The organism is Streptomyces sp. NPDC059248 (assembly GCF_042753905.1).
Taxonomy (GTDB): domain Bacteria; phylum Actinomycetota; class Actinomycetes; order Streptomycetales; family Streptomycetaceae; genus Streptomyces.
The window spans coordinates 88,527-106,023 of the sequence record NZ_JBHYZV010000007.1; the positions used below are offsets into that span (position 1 = coordinate 88,527).

Genomic DNA, 17,497 nt, shown 5'->3' on the forward strand with positions numbered 1-17,497 from the left:
CTTCGGGTGTTCTTCCGTCCGCCGTTCCGCATCAGTCTCACCGTGCCGCCTTCCGTGCCAGCCGGTCCGCCGACGGGGTCGCCTCGCCGCCCTTGTAGGTGATCCGCCACAGCGCCGAGCGCGCGTCGGAGGTGAAGAAGCCGCGGCCGTAGTCGAGGACGTACAGCGACCCGTCCGGCGCGAACTTCCAGTCCATGAGGTTGCGGATACCGTCCGCCCCCACCGGAATGATCTTCTTCAGCGACTCTGCGTGCACCGGGAGGCCGCCCTTGCCGACCGTCTTCGGGTCGGTCAGTACCGCGTGGCGCGGCTGGTCGCCGTCGTAGAAGTCGCCGACGAACCACTTGCCGTCCCAGTAGGAGGGCCATTTGACGGAGGAGGTGCTCGCCGTGTCGTACCGGTAGACCGGACCCGTCATCGTGGCCTGCGCCCCGCCCTTGAGCCACGGCAGCAGCAGCTTCTGCTCCTCCAGCTTGTAGCTGGGGACGCCATCGGCGTTCCGCGGGAAGTCGGGGCCGCCGCCCTGCGGCGCGTACCAGATCGTGTTGGGGGTGACCGGCGGCACATTCACCAGACCGTCGTTGTTCGGCGACTCGTTCTTCGGCGCCCAGCAGTCGTACCAGCCCAGCGGCTTGGTGGGATCGGTGAGCCCGCGGTCCCGGTAGGGCTGGTTGTTGCCCATACAGAACGGCCAGCCGTGGTTGCCCGCCTTGGTGATCGCGGCGAAGGTGTCGTACTTGGCCGGGCCCCAGGTCGGGGACGGGGCCCCGGCGTCCGGGCCGACCCAGCCCGCGTAGAGGATGTCGGTCTTCTTGTCGACGAAGATCCGGGAGGGATTGCGGACACCCATCACATAGATCTCGCCGCGGGTCTTGCCACCGCCCTCGGCCGACTCGTCGCCGGTGAAGAGATTGCCTTCGGGGATGGTGTACGTACCGTCGGGTTTCGGCTTGATCCGCAGGATCTTGCCGTTGAGGTTGTTGGTGTTGCCCGAGGTGCGCCGGGCGTCGGCGAAGGACAGGCCCTTGAAGTTCGGCTGCGGGTTGTTGCCCGCGTAGCCGTCGCTGAACCGGGAGGAGTTGTTGTCCCCGGTGGCGATGTACAGATTGCCCTTGGAGTCCCAGGCGAGACCGCCGCCGGAGTGGCAGCAGCTGTGGATCTGCACCGGCCAGCTCAGCAGTGTCCGCTCACTGGCGAGATCGAGCTTGCCGGTGGTGAAGTCGTAGACGAAACGGGAGACCCGGCGGTCCGCCACGCGTTTGTCGCGGTCGATCTCCGCATGCGGTGTGTAGTGGAGGTACACCCAGCCGTTCGAGGTGAACGCCGGGTCCAGCTCGATCCCGAGCAGCCCCTCCTCGTTCTTGATCAGCTCATCGCCGCCGCCCTTGTTGCCGAAGACCGAGAGCGCTCCCGCGAGGCTGACCCGCTTGGTCGCCGGATCGTAGACATGGATCTCGCCGGCGCCCTTGCCGATGTCCGGGTTGTTCCAGTCGGTGATCACCGGCTTGGTGTTGTCCGCGCCGCCGCGGCCGATGTAGAACACCTTGCCGTCGGGGGCCGTGACCAGTCCGTGCGGCTCGCCGATCTGGTCGTTCTGTCCCGGCTGGTTGGGCCGGGTGACCCGCTCCGCCGTGTAGTTGGCGTTGATCGTGGCCTTGCAGTCGGCGCGTGACAGCCGGGTCGTCCAGGCCAGCGCCCCGCGCAGATGGTCGCGGAAGTCGGTCTCCGAGAAGCTGTCGACCGTACCGCCCATCCCGGTGTAGAAGGATCGCCCGCCGTCGTAGTCGCGGCACCACGACACCGGGTGGTCCCAGCCGTTGGGCTTGGCGGCCGGGGTGATCGAGCTCTCCTTCAGCCGGGCCACGGTATGGACCGAACCCGAAGGATTTACCGACCAGTTGAACCATTTGTCCGGCCGCTTCCACTGGAGCGGAAGGGACTTGGTGGCCGGGTGCGCGCGGTCCCCGACCTCGATCACGGCCCGCTGGACGGGGCTGGGCGCACCCGTCGGCCGGGCCCCGACGAGACCGGTGAACCAGTCGGAGTACGGCTCCGTACGCGCCGCGTCATGGACGCCGAGGAAGCCGCCGCCGGCCTCCATATAGGTTTCGAGGCCCGCCTCCTGCTCCGGGTCGAGCACATCGCCGCCGCCGGTCAGAAAGACGACCGCGTTGTACATGCCGAGCTTGGCGGCGTTGATGAACACGGCCGGGTCGTCGGTGGCCTCGGTGGCGAACCTGCCTGCCGCCGGACCGCTGAGACCGATCGACTCCACCGCCTGGATCCCGGCGTTGACCAGCGGGGACTCGGCGGTCGACGAGCCGTGGAAGACCAGGACCCGGACATTCTTGCCGCCCGGCGGAGAGGGGAGGGACATCGTTGTCGCCCGGGGTTCGGGCGGTGGTGTGCCCGCGGCGGCGGGCGACACCCCGGAGAGCAGGGACGCGGTGAGCGCGGCGACCCCCAGGGCCGCCGCGCAGACGCCCCTGGGGGCGCCGGTTCGAGATCTGGACCGGTGGTGTGGTGCGCGCTGCATGGGTCATCCGTTCGTTGGTGGTCATGGCACCAGCCGACAGCAGCCGACGACAGCAAAGGAAGCTAGACCTCTTTTCGCGGTTCGCCAATAGGTATGACCGCGAAGGAACAAACTTTGTCCTGAGTGTGGATAAACAATGATCCCCGGGCTACGGTATGGCCGTCCCCGGGGTGGCGCGCGCCCCGTCAGTCGCTTGAGCGGAGTGGAGAGTTCGCCGTGGACAGACGGAGCTTCAACCGAAGGGTGCTGGCGGGCGGCGCGGTCGCGGCCACCGGGGTCACCGCGGTCTCACTGGCCGCGACCGGTGTGCCCGCCCAGGCCCGGCCCCTGGCGGCGACCGTGCCGAGGACCGCCCCGGCCGGGGGCAAGGTCCGCCATATGAAGCTGTACGCCGAGAAGCTGGCGGACGGTCAGATGGGCTACGGGCTGGAGAAGGGCAAGGCCACCATCCCCGGCCCGATGATCGAACTCAATGAGGGCGACACCCTCCATATCGAGTTCGAGAATCTGATGGACGTCGCGGTCAGCCTGCATGTGCACGGCGTCGACTTCGACATCGCGAACGACGGCACCAAGCTCAACCGCAGCCATGTGGAGCCGGGCGCGACCCGTACCTATACCTGGCGGACCCATGCCCCCGGCCGCCGCGCCGACGGCACCTGGCGGGCGGGCAGCGCCGGATACTGGCACTACCACGACCATGTCGTCGGTACGGATCACGGCACCGGCGGCATCCGCAAGGGCCTCTACGGTCCGCTCGTGGTCCGGCGCAAGGGGGACGTCCTCCCCGACAAGCAGTTCACCATCGTGTTCAACGATATGACGATCAACAACAAGCCGGGCCACGCCAGTCCGAACTTCGCGGCGACCGTGGGCGACCGGGTCGAGATCGTCATGATCACGCACGGCGAGTACTACCACACCTTCCATATGCACGGTCATCGCTGGGCCGACAACCGGACCGGCGTGCTGACAGGGCCGAACGATCCGAGCCAGGTCATCGACAACAAGATCACCGGCCCGGCGGACTCCTTCGGCTTCCAGATCATCGCCGGGGAGGGCGTGGGCCCCGGGGCCTGGATGTACCACTGCCATGTGCAGAGCCACTCGGACATGGGTATGGCGGGCCTCTTCCTGGTGGCCAAGCCCGACGGCACGATCCCGGGGTACGACCCGGGTGAACCGGGCGGCCACCACTGACCGGTGACCGGCCGGTCACGGGCCGCGTGCGGCCCTCGGATCCACCGGCTTCCCCGGGGTCCCGGGCCCCCGCGATCCGGATGCGGGGGCCCGGGGGCTGCGCGAGACTGGACGGGTGGGGGAGGTCGAAGCGAGAGGCGCCTGCCACCATGCTCACCACGCGATACGTCCCCGGCTCACCGATCTGGATGGACATCAGCACCCCCGACCTCGACGCCGCGGCCCGCTTCTATCGCGAGGTCTTCGGCTGGACCCATGTGCCCGGCGGGCCCGAGGTCGGCGGATACGGCCTCTTCCAGCTCGACGGCAAGACCGTCGCCGGCGGTATGACCATCCCGGCCGACCAGGCCCCCACCTCGTGGAACCTCTACTTCCAGACCCCCGACGCCGACGGCACCGCCGCGACCGTACGGACCGGCGGCGGCACCGTCGTCGCCGAACCCATGGATGTGATGGACCTCGGCCGGATGGCGGTCTTCGCGGACCCCCAGGGCGCCTTCTTCGCCGTCTGGCAACCCGGCACCAACAAGGGACTCGACCTGGTCAACGCCCCCGGCGCCCTGTTCTGGACCGAGCTGAACACCGCCGACGTACCGGCCGCGCTCGCGTTCTACTCCGCGGTGTTCGGCTGGGGCACCACGACCATGCCCATGCCCGGCGGCGACGGGGCCGCCTACACGATGATCCATCCCGAAGGGCAGAGCCCCGAGGAGATGTTCGGCGGTATCGCGCCGCTGGGCGACGGGGGCCCGCTGCACCGGTCGTCCTGGCTGCCGTACTTCCTCACCGAGGACTGCGACGCCACCGCGGCCAAGGCCCGGGACGCCGGCGGAACGATCTCCCTGGAGCCCGTCGACATGCCCGGCGTCGGCCGGTTCGCCATGGTCGACGACACGACAGGGGCACGGTTCTTCCTGATGACGCCCTCGCCCCGGGATTCGTGACCCCGAATCCGGGAGACGGCGCGGGCGCCGCTGTCCGGGACGGGTCCGGGACATCGGCACCGACCGGCGAGCCGTGTTGATGTGTCATTGATGAGGTGTTTATCGCGATGGGCCACCGTGGTGGCCATGCAGCAGAACACCACCGCCATCACCGAGGACCTCACCTGGCAGGAGACGGCCCTCTGCGCCCAGACGGGGCCCGAGTTCTTCTTCCCGGCCCCCGGCTCCTCGACCCGGGAGGCCAAGCGCCTCTGCCGCTCCTGCGAGGGCCGGGTCGCGTGCCTGGAGTACGCGCTGGAGAACGACGAGAAGTTCGGCGTCTGGGGCGGGCTCTCCGAGAAGGAACGCCATCTCCTCAAGAACCGCCGCGCCGCCTGACGGATCCGTAGGAGCTTCCCCGGCCGGGGGCGACAAGCCGCGCCCGACCCGCGCGCCCGGCCTCAGCGGTCGGTCTCAACGAGTGGCGCGGGCCTCCAGGCGGGCGCGGCGGGCGGCGAGGCGCTCGTCGAACTTCAGCGCCTCCGCGTTCAGCCCGTCCATGTACAGCCCCAGCTCCTCCTGGGCCTTGAGCCCCTCGGGGCCCAGGTCGCCGATCTCCAGGACCTTCAGGAAGCGGAGCACCGGCGCGAGGACGTCGTCGTGGTGGATCCGCATGTTGTAGATCCCGCCGATCGCCATCTGCGCCGCCGCCCGCTCGAAGCCGGGCATGCCGTGGCCGGGCATCCGGAAGCCGACCACCACGTCCCGGACGGCCTGCATCGTCAGATCGGGTGCCAGCTCGAAGGCCGCGCCCAGCAGATTCCGGTAGAACACCATGTGGAGGTTCTCGTCGGTGGCGATCCTGGCCAGCATCCGGTCGCAGACGGGGTCGCCCGACTGGTGTCCGGTGTTGCGGTGGGAGACCCGGGTGGCCAGCTCCTGGAAGGCCACGTACGCCACCGAGTGCAGCATCGAATGCCGGTTGTCGGACTCGAAGCCCTCCGCCATGTGCGCCATCCGGAACTGCTCCAGCTGGTCCGGGTCGACGGCGCGGGAGGTCAGCAGATAGTCCCGCATCACGATGCCGTGCCGCCCCTCCTCGGCGGTCCAGCGGTGCACCCAGGTACCCCAGGCGCCGTCCCGGCCGAAGAGGCTGGCGATCTCGTGGTGGTAGCTGGGGAGGTTGTCCTCGGTCAGCAGGTTCACCACGAGCGCGATACGGCCTATGTCGGTGACCTTGGACTGCTCCTTCTCCCAGGCGACCCCGTCGTCGAACTGGCCCGGGAAGTTCCGCCCGTCGGTGAACGGCACGTACTCGTGCGGCATCCAGTCCTTCGCCACCTTGAGATGGCGGTTCAGCTCCTTCTCGACCACCTCTTCGAGCGCGAACAGCAGCCGGGCATCGGTCCACGCTTCCGAACTGCCGAGGTGGGGAGAGGTGATGGTCACGGGTGGCTCCAGGGGACGGGAGAGACAGGCTACTGCCCGGGCAGACGATACCTACGAATCCGTAGGTTACGAGACCGTAGGTTAAGGGCGAGGTAAGCCCTCCTCCAAGCCGGGCCCGGAACGCGTTGCTCACACTCCGTGATACTCGCAGGTGGGTGCCGGTCTCGGTGTGCGTACGGTGCCGCTATCCGATACCGATACCGAGATCGCGGCGCAGGTATTCGGCCGTCCATGACTTCGGATGCGCCAGCAGCTGGGCCGGGGTCCCCTCGAAGACCAGCTCGCCGCCGTGCTTCCCGCCCTCGGGGCCGAGGTCCACGACCCAGTCGGCGCGCTTGACCACATCCATGTCGTGCTCCACGCAGATCACCGAGTTCCCGGCGTCCACCAGCCCGTCCAGCAGCCCGACGAGGGTGTCGACATCCGCCATATGGAGTCCGGTCGTCGGCTCGTCGAGTACGTACACACTGCCCGTACGGTGCAGCTGGGTGGCCAGTTTCAGCCGCTGCCGCTCACCGCCGGAGAGGGTGCTCAGCGGCTGGCCGAGCGTCAGATACGGCAGGCCGACCCGGTCGAGCGCCGTCAGCCGGGGCAGCATCCCGGGCTCGTCGCCGAAGAAGTCGATCGCCCCGGCCGCCGTCAGTCCGAGGACGTCGACGATCGACCGCCCCCGGACCCGGTGCGCCAGTACCCCGTCCTGGAACCGCCGCCCCTCGCAGACCGGGCACACCGTGGTCACCGGATCCATGAACGCCAGATCGGTATGGATCTCGCCCCGGCCCGAGCACTCCGGGCACGCGCCCGTCGAGTTGAAGCTGAACAGCCCCGGCTTCACCCCGCAGGTCCGGGCGAAGACCGCGCGGATGGTGTCCATCAGTCCCAGATACGACGCCGGGGTGGAGCGTACCGACGCGGTGATCGCGCCCTGGTCGATCACGATGGAATCCGGGTACGCGGCCGTGAACACCTCGGACACCAGGGTCGACTTCCCGGAGCCCGCGACCCCGGTGACCGCGGTGAGCACCCCGGCCGGGAACAGTACGTCGACGCTCTTGAGGTTGTGCCGGTCCGCCGCCGTCACGGGCAGCCAGCCGGTGGGTGTCCGGAACGCCTCCTTCAAGGGGGTACGGCGGCGAAGGCACCGGCCCGTGAGGGTGTCGGCGTCCCGCAGCGCGGCCACCGGCCCCTCGTACACCACCCGGCCGCCTTCGGTGCCCGCGCCGGGCCCCATGTCGACGATGTGGTCCGCGATCGCGATCACATCGGGGTCGTGCTCCACGACCAGGACCGTATTGCCCCGGTCCCGCAGCCGGACCAGCAGATCGTTCAGCCGCCCCACGTCCCTGGGGTGCAGTCCGACGCTCGGCTCGTCGAAGACGAACGTCAGCCCGGTGAGGGAGCTGCCCAGATGGCGCACCATCTTCAGCCGCTGGCCCTCGCCGCCGGAGAGGGTGGTGGTCTCGCGGTCGAGGGAGAGATAGCCGAGCCCGATCCCCACCAGCCGCTCCAGCCGCTGCCGTGCGGCGGCGGCGACCGGCGCGGCCACCGGGTCGTCGATCCGCCCGAGTACCCCGACCAGGTCGGCCACCTCCATCCGGCTCCAGTCGGTGATCGTCAGCCCGTCGATCCGGCTCGCGCGGGCGGCCGCGTTGAGCCGTTCCCCACCGCACTCCCGGCACGGCCGCCGGACGGTGAACCGTTCGATCGCCTCCTGGCGCTTCTCGGACATGCCGGCCGTGTCGCGCTTGAGATAGAGCCGGGTGAAGCGGTTGACGATCCCCTCGAACTTCATATCGGCCGAGCCCGACTTCAGGTTCAGCCGGACCGAGAAGCCGCTGCCGTGGAGCAGGAGCTCCCGCTCCTCGGGGGTGTAGTCGACGAGGGGTTTGTCGATGTCGAAGTGGCCGGATTCGGCGTACAGCTTCCACTCCCAGGCGCCGACGGAGAGGCCCGGCAGCAGCAGCGCGCCCTGCGCCAGCGACCGGGCCGGGTCGACGGCCCGGTCGGTGTCGAGCTCGACGGTCCTGCCGATCCCGTCGCAGCCGGGGCACATGCCCGTGGGGTCGTTGAAGGAGTAGGCGGTGGCCGGTCCCGCGGGCGGGGTGCCGTGCCGGGAGAAGAGCACCCGCAGGAAGGAGTGGATATCGGTCATGGTCCCGACGGTGGAGCGGACGTTGCCGCCCACCGGTTTCTGGTCGACCACGATCGCCACGGACAGGTCGTCGATGGCGTCGGCGTGCGGCCGCTCGTACTTGGGCAGCCGGTTGCGGACGAAGGACGTGAAAGTCTCGTTGAGCTGCCGCTGCGACTCCACGGCGATGGTGTCGAAGACGACGGAGGACTTTCCGGAGCCCGAGACGCCGGTGAAGACGGTGATCTTGTTCTTGGGGAGGGTGAGGGAGACATCGCGCAGATTGTTCTCCCGTGCCCCGGTGATGACGATGCTGTTCTGCTCAGGCATACGGCCGACGCTAGGCCGGAATCCCGACACCTTCTGTCGGGATTCCGGCGAAGATCGCGCCCCGGGTTCCGGGTCCCTGAACCCGGAACCCGGGCGGTGAGGGCGCCTCGCCGTCAGCCGGTACGGCCGTACCGGCTACCCGCCGGCCGGCTCCCGGGCCTCCTCCGGTGCTCGCAGGACACCGTCCCGGACGGCTTCCGGGTCGGTGTCGTACAGACCGCCGTCGAGCAGGAGCCACCGGGTGATACCGATCGACTCCAGGAACGGCACGTCGTGGCTCGCCACGATCAGCGCGCCCTCGTACGACTCCAGCGCGCCGGTCAGCCTGCGCACGCTCGCCAGGTCCAGATTGTTGGTCGGCTCGTCCAGCAGCAGCAACTGCGGCGCGGGCTCGGCCAGCAGCAGGGACGCCAGCGCCGCCCTGAACCGTTCCCCGCCGGAGAGCGTCCCGGCGAGCTGGTCCGCCTTCGCCCCCTTGAAGAGGAAGCGTGCCAGCCGGGCCCGGATCCGGTTGACCGTCGCCGTCGGCGCGACCCGGGCGACGTTCCCGACGACACTCAGCTCGTCGTCGAGCACATCGAGCCGCTGCGGCAGGAAACCCAGCGGTACCAGCGCCTCCGCCTCGCCCGACACCGGGGCCAGCTCGCCCGCGATCGTCCGCAGCAAGGTGGTCTTGCCCGCGCCGTTGCGGCCCACCAGGGCGATCCGCTCGGGCCCCCGGACGTCGAGGGTGCCGCGCACCTCGGCCCCGTACCGCAGCCGCAGATCCGAGAGGAGCAGCACGCCACGGCCCGGATGGACCGTCGTATACGGCAGTTCGATCCGGATCTCGTCGTCGTCCCGCACCGCCTCCAGTGCCTCGCCGAGCCGCTCTTTCGCCCCGGTGAGCCGCTCGGCGTGGACGGCCCGGTACTTGGCGGCCGACTGCTGCGCCTCGCTCTTGCGGGTGTTCGCCACGACCTTCGGTACCCGCTTCTCGATCTGTGCCTTCTTCGCGTACGAACGCCGTCTCGCGAGCTTCGTCTGGGCGTCGACCAGCTCCCGCTTCTGGCGCTTCACATCGGCCTCGGCCACCCGCACCATCCGTTCGGCGGCCTCCTGTTCGACGGCGAGCGCCTCCTCGTAGGCGGAGTAGTTCCCGCCGTACCAGGTGACCCGGCCGTCCCGGAGATCCGCGATCTGGTCGACCAGCTCCAGCAGTTCGCGGTCATGGCTGACCACGACCATCACCCCGGACCAGGCGTCGACCGCGTCGTACAGCCGCCGCCGGGCGGACCGGTCCAGATTGTTGGTCGGCTCGTCCAGCAGCAGGACCCCGGGCCGCGCCAGCAGGAGGGCGGCCAGCCGCAGCAGGACGCCCTCGCCGCCGGACACCTCCCCGATGGTCCGGTCGAGCCCGATCCGGCCGAGACCGAGCTGGTCCAGGGCGGCCCGGGCCCGCTCCTCGACGTCCCAGTCGTCGCCGACGACGGCGAAGTGCCGTTCGTCGGCGTCGCCGCCCTCGATGGCGTGGAGCGCGGCCCGGGTCTCGGCGATCCCCAGCACCCGGTCCACCGGCAGCCGGGTGTCCAGGACCAGGTTCTGCGGCAGATACCCGATCTCGCCGGCGGCGCGGACCATGCCGTCCGCCGGGGTCAGCTCGCCCGCGATCAGCTTCAGCAGGGTCGACTTGCCGGAACCGTTGCGGCCGATCAGCCCGGTACGGCCGGGGCCGACGGCGAGCTGGAAGTCGTTGAACACCTCCGTGCCGTCGGGCCACGAGAAGGCGAGATCGGTACAGCTGACATGGGTGGAAACGGTTGACATACAGGTCTCCTGTCGCGAGGAAGGTCGGGGCAACGGAGGAGACACCGGGTGGGTACGTCAGCGGGGGAGAGCCGTGGTGGCCGACGGGGCACCGTCGCGGCGGACGGGCCGCAAGGGCGCGCCCGGCGGGACGACCGGAGCGTTCGAAGCGCTCGGCGGGGAAGGGATTCCCGGCCCGGAGGAACGGCTCGGAGCCCGAGATCGCACACACGGCACACACACGTCGGATACGACGGTGGCGCACGGTGTCTCGGACCTCAGACGAGCAACGTCCTTCTCCATTCGGCGGCAACAGGAACACGACGAGCGTAACGCCGCCGGTCGGGGCGGGGCAACGGATTATCCGGCGTCCTGTTTCCGCACCGCGCACCCCGCACCCCGCCCCCCCTCGCCGTGGTCCGTGGTCCGTGTGATCGGTGATGTCGCGAATCTGCCGGATCCCGGTCGCGGCGCGTGCTTGGCTGGCCCCATGACGCCCCAGCCCCAGCCCCAGCCCCAGCCCCAGTCGTCCGCCCAGGCGCAGGCCCAAGACCCGTCCCTGCCCCGGCTCGCCGAGGACTTCCACGCCCTGCACACCCCCGGTCGCCCGCTCCTGCTCGCCAATGCCTGGGACGCGCTGAGCGCCCGGATCGCCGCCGCCGAGGGGGCCCGGGCGATCGCCACCACCAGCGCCGGGGTCGCCTGGACGCTCGGCGCCCCGGACGGCGACCTGGTGGACACCGGGATCGCGCTGGAGGCGGCCGCGCGGATCGTGGCGGCCGTCCCCGGACTGCCGGTGACCGTCGACATCGAGGGCGGCTACGCGCCGGACGCGGCCGGGGTCGGCGACACGATCCGGCGGGTGCTCGCCATCGGGGCGGTCGGCGTCAACATCGAGGACGGTACCCGCCCGCACGACGAGCACGTCCGGCGGATCGCCGCCGCCCGCGCCGCCGCGGACACGGCCGGGGTACGGCTCTTCGTCAACGCCCGGATCGATGTGTATCTGGCGGGGCTCGCGGCCCCCGACGACCGGCTCGCGGAGAGCCTCAGGCGGGCCGCCGCGTGTGTGGACGCGGGCGCGGACGGCGTCTTCGTCCCCGGTGTATCGGATCCGGCCACGGTCCGTGAGCTGGCCGCCGGGGTACGGGCCCCGCTCAACGTGCTCGTCGGCGCCGGAGCCCCGCCGGTCGCCGAACTCGCCGCGGCGGGCGCGGCCCGGATCAGTACCGGCTCGTCCGTCGCGCTCGCCACGTATGCGCGGATGCGTGATCTGACCCATGAACTGCTGACCGAGGGGACCGTACGGGGAGCGGCCGACGGCTACGCGTACGCGGACGTCAACGCCCTGCTGCGGAAGGGCGGTTAGGCGGAGGGGCACCTATACCGAAGGACGGTTGGATCGTGCCGGGACCGCCGTGCGGAAGGTCGGCGGGTCGGCGGGCCCGGTCAGCGGGCGTCGCGCAGCAACTCGGCCAGATCGTGGTCCAGGTCGAGATGGCGGCCCTCGTCCCCGGCCGGGACCAGACGCTGCACCCGGTCGAGGAAGCGCCGCACCTCCGAGGTGCGGATATGCACCACGGCGACACCCTCGGGCGCGTGGAACTCGACGACCGTGCGGTCGTAGCCGTACGGCCGTATGCGTACGTCGCCGTCCCCCGCGGGCCGCTCCATCCCCGCGGCCAGCAGCTCGCGGGCGAAGGCCCAGGCCAGTTCGTTGCCCTCCAGCGTCGCGTCGGCCGGGAAGCCCATCCGGACGGCGAAGGGGTCATGGGTCTCGTACCGGAGCACGGCCCGCACCGGCTCGACCCGGGGGGCCGATGCGACGATCCTGGCGCGTACGGTCTGCTCGACGACGGTGACTGTGGACATGGGTCCCCCCTGCTGGTGCACGCGCTCGGCCCGTGTACGCCTTCCTGACACAGGGAAGGACGTGGGGACCCGGGTCAGGGGTGCACTGTCCGGGTGCGTGAGCTGCGTCACTGCCGTCGGGCGGGGCTCGACGGCCGGAGCCGGGCCGCCGCTCCCACGACGTTCCCGCGATGCGGCCGGTCAGCCCACCGGCTGCTGCCGGTAGCGCGCCAACTCCGGCGCCGTACGCGCCACCGTGAACTCGGTGATCCGGTAGACGCAGACACCGCCGGCCGTGAAGGGGTCGCCCGCGACGAGCTCCTCGATCCGCGCACGGTCGTCCCCGACGGCGAGGATCACCCCGCCGTCACGGGGGTTCTTCCGCCCCGACGCGATGAACACACCCTCCGCGAACAGCCGGTCCACCCAGGCGATATGGGCGTCCATCAGCGCGTCCGCGCGCTCCACGGACCCGGTGTACGTCAATTCCAGTACGAACATGCCCGCCAGGCTACGGCAGGAAGCATCGGTTCCCCGAGGTCAGGGCCGCTCCGGGGACGTACGGGAGAAGCGGTGCCGGGCCCGCGCGGACAAGGGCGCCCACGGGCCCGGAAGCCGGTGGCGCATAGGGTCCCCACCATGACGCCGATCTGCATCCCCGACAGCTGGCCGCGCGACGAGGCGACGGCTCGGGCCGTCCAGGACGAGCTGCGCCACCGGGTGGTCACCGACGAACCCGGCCCGCCCGTCGGCACCGGCACGGTGACCGGGGTGGACGTGGCCTACGACGACGAGCGCGATCTCGTCGCCGCCGCGGCGGTCACCCTCGACGCCGCCACCCTCGACGTGGTGGCGCGGGAGACCGCGGTGGGCCGGGTCCCCTTCCCGTACGTCCCCGGTCTGCTGGCCTTCCGGGAGATACCTGTCGTGCTGGCGGCGCTGGAGGCCCTGGGCACCGACCCGGGTCTCGTCGTCTGCGACGGCTACGGTCTGGCCCATCCCCGCCGCTTCGGGCTCGCCAGCCATCTGGGCGTCATCACCGGGCTGCCCACGATCGGGGTCGCCAAGAACCCCTTCGTCTTCACCGCCGCCGAACCGGGCGCCGAGCGCGGCGCGACCAGCCCCCTGACCGCCGACGACGGTACGGAGGTCGGCCGCGCGCTGCGGACCCGGAGCGGAGTGAAGCCGGTGTACGTCTCCGTGGGCCATCGCGTCACCCTCGACGCGGCCTGCGCCCACACCCTGCGTCTCTCGCCCCGCTACCGGGTCCCGGAGACCACGCGGCACGCGGACCGCCTCTGCCGTGACGCCCTCGCGGAGGCGCTGGCCGCGGGCCGGTGACGGCCCGTGACCCCACCGGAAACGCCTCAGGAGGCCGCGGCCGCGCTCGTCTCCGGCGCGGCCTCCTCGTGATGTCCGGACCGCAGAAGCCGGAGCGCGTCGGCGGCGGCCGGTGACAGCGGGGTGTCCCGCAGGTCCGGCAGGGGAACCCAGACCGCCGCGTCCGTCGACCCGTCGGCCTCGGCCCTCGCCGAAGTGCCCGCCGCGACATCGACCGCGTAGAAGAGCCCGGTCAGGTTCCAGTCGACGCCGAGGCGGCTCACCGCGTAGGTCCGTGCGTCGAGCAGACGGGCGGCGGTCAGTTCGAGTCCGGTCTCCTCGCGCAGCTCCCTGGCCAGCGCCTCCACCGGCTGCTCGCCCGGGTCGATTCCGCCACCCGGCAGATGCCACAGTCCCGGTGTGAAGACGGGGGACGCCTCGGACAGCCGGGCCAGGAGCAGCCGGCCCTCCCGTACGACCACGGCGTACGCCGAGACCCGGGTCCTTGCCTCGTCCATGCTCAGCACCCCTCGTACTCGCACCGGCCCGCGAGGACTCTACCCGCGAAAACTCGTGTCACCGGAGGCCGGAAAGGGCGGAGACTCGGTCCCATGAACGCAATGGAGCCGTTCCGGGACGCGGTTCGGTCGTGGGCGGCCGGGGGACCCGCGGAGCCCGTGCGCGAACTCGCCGAACGGCTGCGGGTCCGGACGGTCGTCCTGCTCGAAGGGCCGAGCGACGCCGCGGCGGTCGACGCCCTCGCCGTGCGCCACGGCCGCGACCCGGCGGCCGAGGGGGTCTGCGTCCTGTCGATGGGCGGTGCCATGAACGTCGGCCGCTTCGCCGCGCTCCTCGGACCGGCCGGTCTCGGGCTCCGGCTGACGGGCCTGTGCGACGAGGCGGAGCGTGCCTACTACGCGCGCGGCTGGGCGAAGGCCGGCGCGACCCGGGAGGAGTTCTTCGTCTGCGCGGCGGACTTGGAGGACGAACTGATCCGCGCGCTCGGCGCCGAACGCGTCACGGAGATCGTCCGCGCGGAGGGCGAGGCCCGCGCCCTGGAGATCTTTCTGCGCCAGCCCGCGCAACAGGGCCGCGACGCGGGCCGGCAACTGCGCCGCTTCCTCGGCACCAAGAAGGGCCGCAAGATCCACTACGGCCGCGCCCTCGTGGAGGCCCTCGACCCCGACCGCGTACCGGCCCCGCTGAACGACCTCTTCGCGGCGCTCTGACGGGCGGGGGGCGACGCGGACGCGCCGGCGGCCACCGCCTCCGGGGCCCGGGGGTCCGGGGTGCCCGGCCGGTCCGGGACCCGCGCCCTTCACCGTACGGCGGCCCCGGACCCGGCGGGAGCCCGTACGCCCCGTCCGCGCGGGCGAATCCGGCCGGCCGCTCCGGGGAAACCCTTGTCCGCGGTGGAACACGTTCTTACCATCACTGGTGTTACATCAGTTGTGTCATATCTACGCCAGGAGCCCCGATGACGCCGCCGCCGACATCCCGTCCGACCCCGGGAGGCGGGCCGCTCGCCGGAGTCCGCGTCGTGGAACTCGCCGGGATCGGGCCCGGCCCGTTCGCCGCGATGGTCCTCGCCGACCTCGGCGCCGACGTCGTCCGGGTGGACCGGCCCGGCGGTGCCGGGCTCGGGATCGACTCCGCGTACGACCTCACCAACCGCAACAAGCGCTCCGTCCTGATCGACCTCAAGGCCGACGACGGACCCGCGGCCGTGCTCGACCTCGTCGAGCGGGCCGACGTCCTCGTCGAGGGCTACCGCCCCGGAGTCGCCGAGCGGCTCGGGATCGGGCCCGACGACTGCCTCGCCCGCAACCCCCGTCTCGTCTACGGCCGGATGACCGGCTGGGGCCAGGAGGGGCCCCTCGCCGACCGGGCGGGGCACGACATCGGATACATCGCCGTCACCGGCACGCTCGGCATGATCGGCCGGGCCGACGAGGCCCCGGCCGTCCCCGCCAATCTCGTCGGGGACTACGCGGGCGGCTCCCTCTACCTCGTCATCGGCATCCTCGCCGCCCTCCGGCACGCCGGAACCGAAGGCGGCACCGGCCAGGTCGTGGACGCGGCCGTCGTCGACGGCGCCGCCCATCTCACCACGATGATCCACGCGATGATGGCCGCGGGCGGCTGGCAGGACCGGCGCGGCACCAACCTCCTCGACGGCGGCTGCCCCTTCTACGGCTGCTACGAGACCGCCGACGGGCAGTACATGGCCGTGGGCGCCCTGGAACAGCGGTTCTACGCCGAGTTCATCCGGCTCCTCGGCATCGCGGACGAGGTCCCCTCCCGTAAGGACTTCGACCGGTGGCCCGAGCTGCGCGCCGCCGTCGCCGCCCGGTTCAAGCAGCGCACCCGCGCCGAGTGGACCGAGGTCTTCGAGGGCTCGGACGCCTGTGTCGCCCCCGTGCTCTCCCTGCGCGAAGCCCCCGAACACCCCCATCTCGCCGCCCGCGGCACCTTCGTCCGGCACGGCGGGATCACCCAGCCCGCGCCCGCGCCCCGGTTCTCCGCCACCCCCGGCGCCGTAAGGACCGGCCCGGCGCTGCCCGGTGCCGACGCCGTGTCCGTGGCCCGGGACTGGGGGCTGCCCACGGCCGGCGAAGCGCCCGCCGCCGACCGCTGAGGCGCCGTACCACCCGCACCGCCGGTGACGCCCGTCTACCCACCCGCCCGAAGGACCCGCCCCGAAAGGCAGTCGTCTTGAGCACCGAAGCGACCGAAGCGACCGAAGCGTATGTGTACGACGCGATCCGCACCCCGCGCGGGCGCGGCAAGGCCAACGGCGCCCTGCACGGAACGAAGCCGATCGACCTGGTCACCGGCCTCATCCGGGAGTTGCTCGCCCGCCACCCCGGACTCGACCCGGCCGCCGTCGACGACATCGTCCTCGGCGTCGTCGGCCCGGTCGGCGACCAGGGCTCCGACATCGCCCGGATCTCCGCCATCGCCGCCGGACTGCCCGACACCGTCGCCGGAGTACAGGAGAACCGCTTCTGCGCCTCCGGTCTCGAAGCCGTCAACATGGCCGCGATGAAGGTCCGTTCCGGCTGGGAGGACCTGGTGCTCGCCGGGGGCGTGGAGTCCATGTCCCGGGTGCCGATGGCCTCCGACGGCGGCGCCTGGTTCGCCGACCCCATGACCAACCACACCGTCGGCTTCGTCCCGCAGGGCATCGGCGCCGACCTGATCGCCACCATCGAGGGCTTCAGCCGCCGCGACGTCGACGAATACGCGGCGCTCTCCCAGGAACGGGCCGCCGCCGCGTGGAAGGACGGCCGCTTCGACCGTTCCGTGATCCCCGTACTCGACCGCAACGGCCTCGTCGTCCTCGACCGCGACGAACATCTGCGCCCCGGCACCACCGCCGACACCCTCGCCGCCCTGAAGCCCTCCTTCGCGGCCATCGGCGACCTCGGCGGCTTCGACGCCGTCGCACTCCAGAAGTACCACTGGATCGAGAAGATCGAACACGTCCACCACGCGGGCAACTCCTCCGGCATCGTGGACGGCGCCGCCCTCGTCGCGGTCGGCACGAAGGAGATCGGCGAGCGGTACGGGCTGCGCCCCCGGGCCCGGATCGTCTCCGCGGCCGTCTCCGGCTCCGAGCCCACCATCATGCTCACCGGCCCCGCGCCCGCCACCCGCAAGGCGCTCGGCCGGGCCGGACTGACCATCGACGACATGGACCTGATCGAGATCAACGAGGCGTTCGCGGGCGTCGTGCTGCGGTTCGCCCGCGATATGGGCCTCTCCCTCGACCGGATCAACGTCAACGGCGGGGCGATCGCCCTGGGGCATCCGCTCGGAGCCACCGGGGCGATGATCCTCGGCACCCTCGTCGACGAACTGGAACGCCGTGACCTGCGCTACGGCCTGGTGACCCTCTGCGTCGGCGGCGGTATGGGCATCGCCACCGTCGTCGAGCGCGTCGCGTCCTGAACCGTACGACGGGTACGA

15 protein-coding genes are annotated in these 17,497 nt (G+C 71.3%); 8 read left to right on the top strand and 7 right to left on the bottom strand.

The window, feature by feature from the left end; genetic code table 11:
• Positions 1–37: 37 nt before the first annotated feature.
• A complete protein-coding gene (locus ACFXG1_RS05050; protein WP_384709128.1) occupies positions 38–2,467 on the bottom strand; it encodes a ThuA domain-containing protein in 2,430 nt (809 codons plus the stop codon).
• 285 nt (positions 2,468–2,752) lie between these two features.
• Between ACFXG1_RS05050 and ACFXG1_RS05055 the strand changes: the two genes are divergently transcribed.
• The 3 genes from ACFXG1_RS05055 to ACFXG1_RS05065 all read left to right on the top strand — a co-directional run bounded on the left by ACFXG1_RS05055 (position 2,753) and on the right by ACFXG1_RS05065 (position 5,058).
• Positions 2,753–3,736 (top strand): multicopper oxidase domain-containing protein, encoded by a 984-nt coding sequence (locus ACFXG1_RS05055; RefSeq protein ID WP_384709095.1) that lies wholly within the window; start codon positions 2,753–2,755, stop codon positions 3,734–3,736.
• A gap of 149 nt (positions 3,737–3,885) precedes the next feature.
• Positions 3,886–4,680, top strand: a complete 795-nt coding sequence (locus tag ACFXG1_RS05060; RefSeq protein WP_384709092.1) for a VOC family protein — start codon at positions 3,886–3,888, stop codon at positions 4,678–4,680.
• A 126-nt stretch (positions 4,681–4,806) separates the two neighbouring features.
• Entirely contained in the window at positions 4,807–5,058 is a 252-nt protein-coding gene (locus ACFXG1_RS05065) for a WhiB family transcriptional regulator (protein WP_384709089.1), read from the top strand.
• Between the two features lie 75 nt (positions 5,059–5,133).
• Here ACFXG1_RS05065 and ACFXG1_RS05070 read toward each other — a convergent pair whose 3' ends face one another.
• From ACFXG1_RS05070 to ACFXG1_RS05080, 3 genes are all read right to left on the bottom strand, one after another.
• Positions 5,134–6,108: an acyl-ACP desaturase gene (locus ACFXG1_RS05070; protein ID WP_384709086.1), complete on the bottom strand. Its 975-nt coding sequence runs from the start codon at positions 6,106–6,108 to the stop codon at positions 5,134–5,136.
• 184 nt (positions 6,109–6,292) lie between these two features.
• Complete coding sequence (locus ACFXG1_RS05075) at positions 6,293–8,569, bottom strand: ATP-binding cassette domain-containing protein (RefSeq protein WP_384709083.1); 2,277 nt, start codon at positions 8,567–8,569, stop codon at positions 6,293–6,295.
• Between the two features lie 135 nt (positions 8,570–8,704).
• Positions 8,705–10,375: an ABC-F family ATP-binding cassette domain-containing protein gene (locus tag ACFXG1_RS05080; protein WP_384741091.1), complete on the bottom strand. Its 1,671-nt coding sequence runs from the start codon at positions 10,373–10,375 to the stop codon at positions 8,705–8,707.
• A 469-nt stretch (positions 10,376–10,844) separates the two neighbouring features.
• On the opposite strand from ACFXG1_RS05080, the gene ACFXG1_RS05085 reads away from it, so the two are divergent.
• Entirely contained in the window at positions 10,845–11,723 is an 879-nt protein-coding gene (locus ACFXG1_RS05085; protein WP_384716352.1) for an isocitrate lyase/phosphoenolpyruvate mutase family protein, read from the top strand.
• A gap of 80 nt (positions 11,724–11,803) precedes the next feature.
• Here ACFXG1_RS05085 and ACFXG1_RS05090 read toward each other — a convergent pair whose 3' ends face one another.
• The gene (locus ACFXG1_RS05090) at positions 11,804–12,226 is read right to left on the bottom strand and encodes an SsgA family sporulation/cell division regulator (protein WP_384716350.1); all 423 of its coding nucleotides are present in this window, start codon (positions 12,224–12,226) and stop codon (positions 11,804–11,806) included.
• 180 nt (positions 12,227–12,406) lie between these two features.
• Positions 12,407–12,706 carry a YciI family protein gene (locus ACFXG1_RS05095; protein WP_384716347.1) on the bottom strand — a complete coding sequence of 100 codons (300 nt, stop codon included), beginning with the start codon at positions 12,704–12,706 and terminating at the stop codon, positions 12,407–12,409.
• Positions 12,707–12,844: 138 nt separating this feature from the next.
• Between ACFXG1_RS05095 and ACFXG1_RS05100 the strand changes: the two genes are divergently transcribed.
• The gene (locus ACFXG1_RS05100) at positions 12,845–13,546 is read left to right on the top strand and encodes an endonuclease V (RefSeq protein WP_384716345.1); all 702 of its coding nucleotides are present in this window, start codon (positions 12,845–12,847) and stop codon (positions 13,544–13,546) included.
• Between the two features lie 26 nt (positions 13,547–13,572).
• Here ACFXG1_RS05100 and ACFXG1_RS05105 read toward each other — a convergent pair whose 3' ends face one another.
• Positions 13,573–14,043 carry an NUDIX hydrolase gene (locus ACFXG1_RS05105; protein WP_384716342.1) on the bottom strand — a complete coding sequence of 157 codons (471 nt, stop codon included), beginning with the start codon at positions 14,041–14,043 and terminating at the stop codon, positions 13,573–13,575.
• Between the two features lie 93 nt (positions 14,044–14,136).
• On the opposite strand from ACFXG1_RS05105, the gene ACFXG1_RS05110 reads away from it, so the two are divergent.
• The 3 genes from ACFXG1_RS05110 to ACFXG1_RS05120 all read left to right on the top strand — a co-directional run bounded on the left by ACFXG1_RS05110 (position 14,137) and on the right by ACFXG1_RS05120 (position 17,479).
• The gene (locus tag ACFXG1_RS05110) at positions 14,137–14,754 is read left to right on the top strand and encodes a TOPRIM nucleotidyl transferase/hydrolase domain-containing protein (RefSeq protein WP_384716339.1); all 618 of its coding nucleotides are present in this window, start codon (positions 14,137–14,139) and stop codon (positions 14,752–14,754) included.
• Positions 14,755–15,002: 248 nt separating this feature from the next.
• A complete protein-coding gene (locus ACFXG1_RS05115; protein WP_384741098.1) occupies positions 15,003–16,163 on the top strand; it encodes a CaiB/BaiF CoA transferase family protein in 1,161 nt (386 codons plus the stop codon).
• A 77-nt stretch (positions 16,164–16,240) separates the two neighbouring features.
• Positions 16,241–17,479 (top strand): acetyl-CoA C-acetyltransferase, encoded by a 1,239-nt coding sequence (locus ACFXG1_RS05120; protein WP_384716333.1) that lies wholly within the window; start codon positions 16,241–16,243, stop codon positions 17,477–17,479.
• Positions 17,480–17,497: the final 18 nt, after the last annotated feature.

Excerpts from the sequence above, each read along its gene's own strand:
- ACFXG1_RS05105 (WP_384716342.1), bottom strand. The coding sequence starts at position 14,043 with ATGGACGAGGCAAGGACCCGGGTCTCGGCGTACGCCGTGGTCGTACGG.
- ACFXG1_RS05110 (WP_384716339.1), top strand. The coding sequence starts at position 14,137 with ATGAACGCAATGGAGCCGTTCCGGGACGCGGTTCGGTCGTGGGCGGCC.
- ACFXG1_RS05085 (WP_384716352.1), top strand. The coding sequence starts at position 10,845 with ATGACGCCCCAGCCCCAGCCCCAGCCCCAGCCCCAGTCGTCCGCCCAG.
- ACFXG1_RS05080 (WP_384741091.1), bottom strand. The coding sequence starts at position 10,375 with ATGTCAACCGTTTCCACCCATGTCAGCTGTACCGATCTCGCCTTCTCG.
- ACFXG1_RS05090 (WP_384716350.1), bottom strand. The coding sequence starts at position 12,226 with ATGTCCACAGTCACCGTCGTCGAGCAGACCGTACGCGCCAGGATCGTC.
- ACFXG1_RS05075 (WP_384709083.1), bottom strand. The coding sequence starts at position 8,569 with ATGCCTGAGCAGAACAGCATCGTCATCACCGGGGCACGGGAGAACAAT.
- ACFXG1_RS05095 (WP_384716347.1), bottom strand. The coding sequence starts at position 12,706 with ATGTTCGTACTGGAATTGACGTACACCGGGTCCGTGGAGCGCGCGGAC.
- ACFXG1_RS05065 (WP_384709089.1), top strand. The coding sequence starts at position 4,807 with ATGCAGCAGAACACCACCGCCATCACCGAGGACCTCACCTGGCAGGAG.
- ACFXG1_RS05100 (WP_384716345.1), top strand. The coding sequence starts at position 12,845 with ATGACGCCGATCTGCATCCCCGACAGCTGGCCGCGCGACGAGGCGACG.
- ACFXG1_RS05060 (WP_384709092.1), top strand. The coding sequence starts at position 3,886 with ATGCTCACCACGCGATACGTCCCCGGCTCACCGATCTGGATGGACATC.
- ACFXG1_RS05115 (WP_384741098.1), top strand. The coding sequence starts at position 15,003 with ATGACGCCGCCGCCGACATCCCGTCCGACCCCGGGAGGCGGGCCGCTC.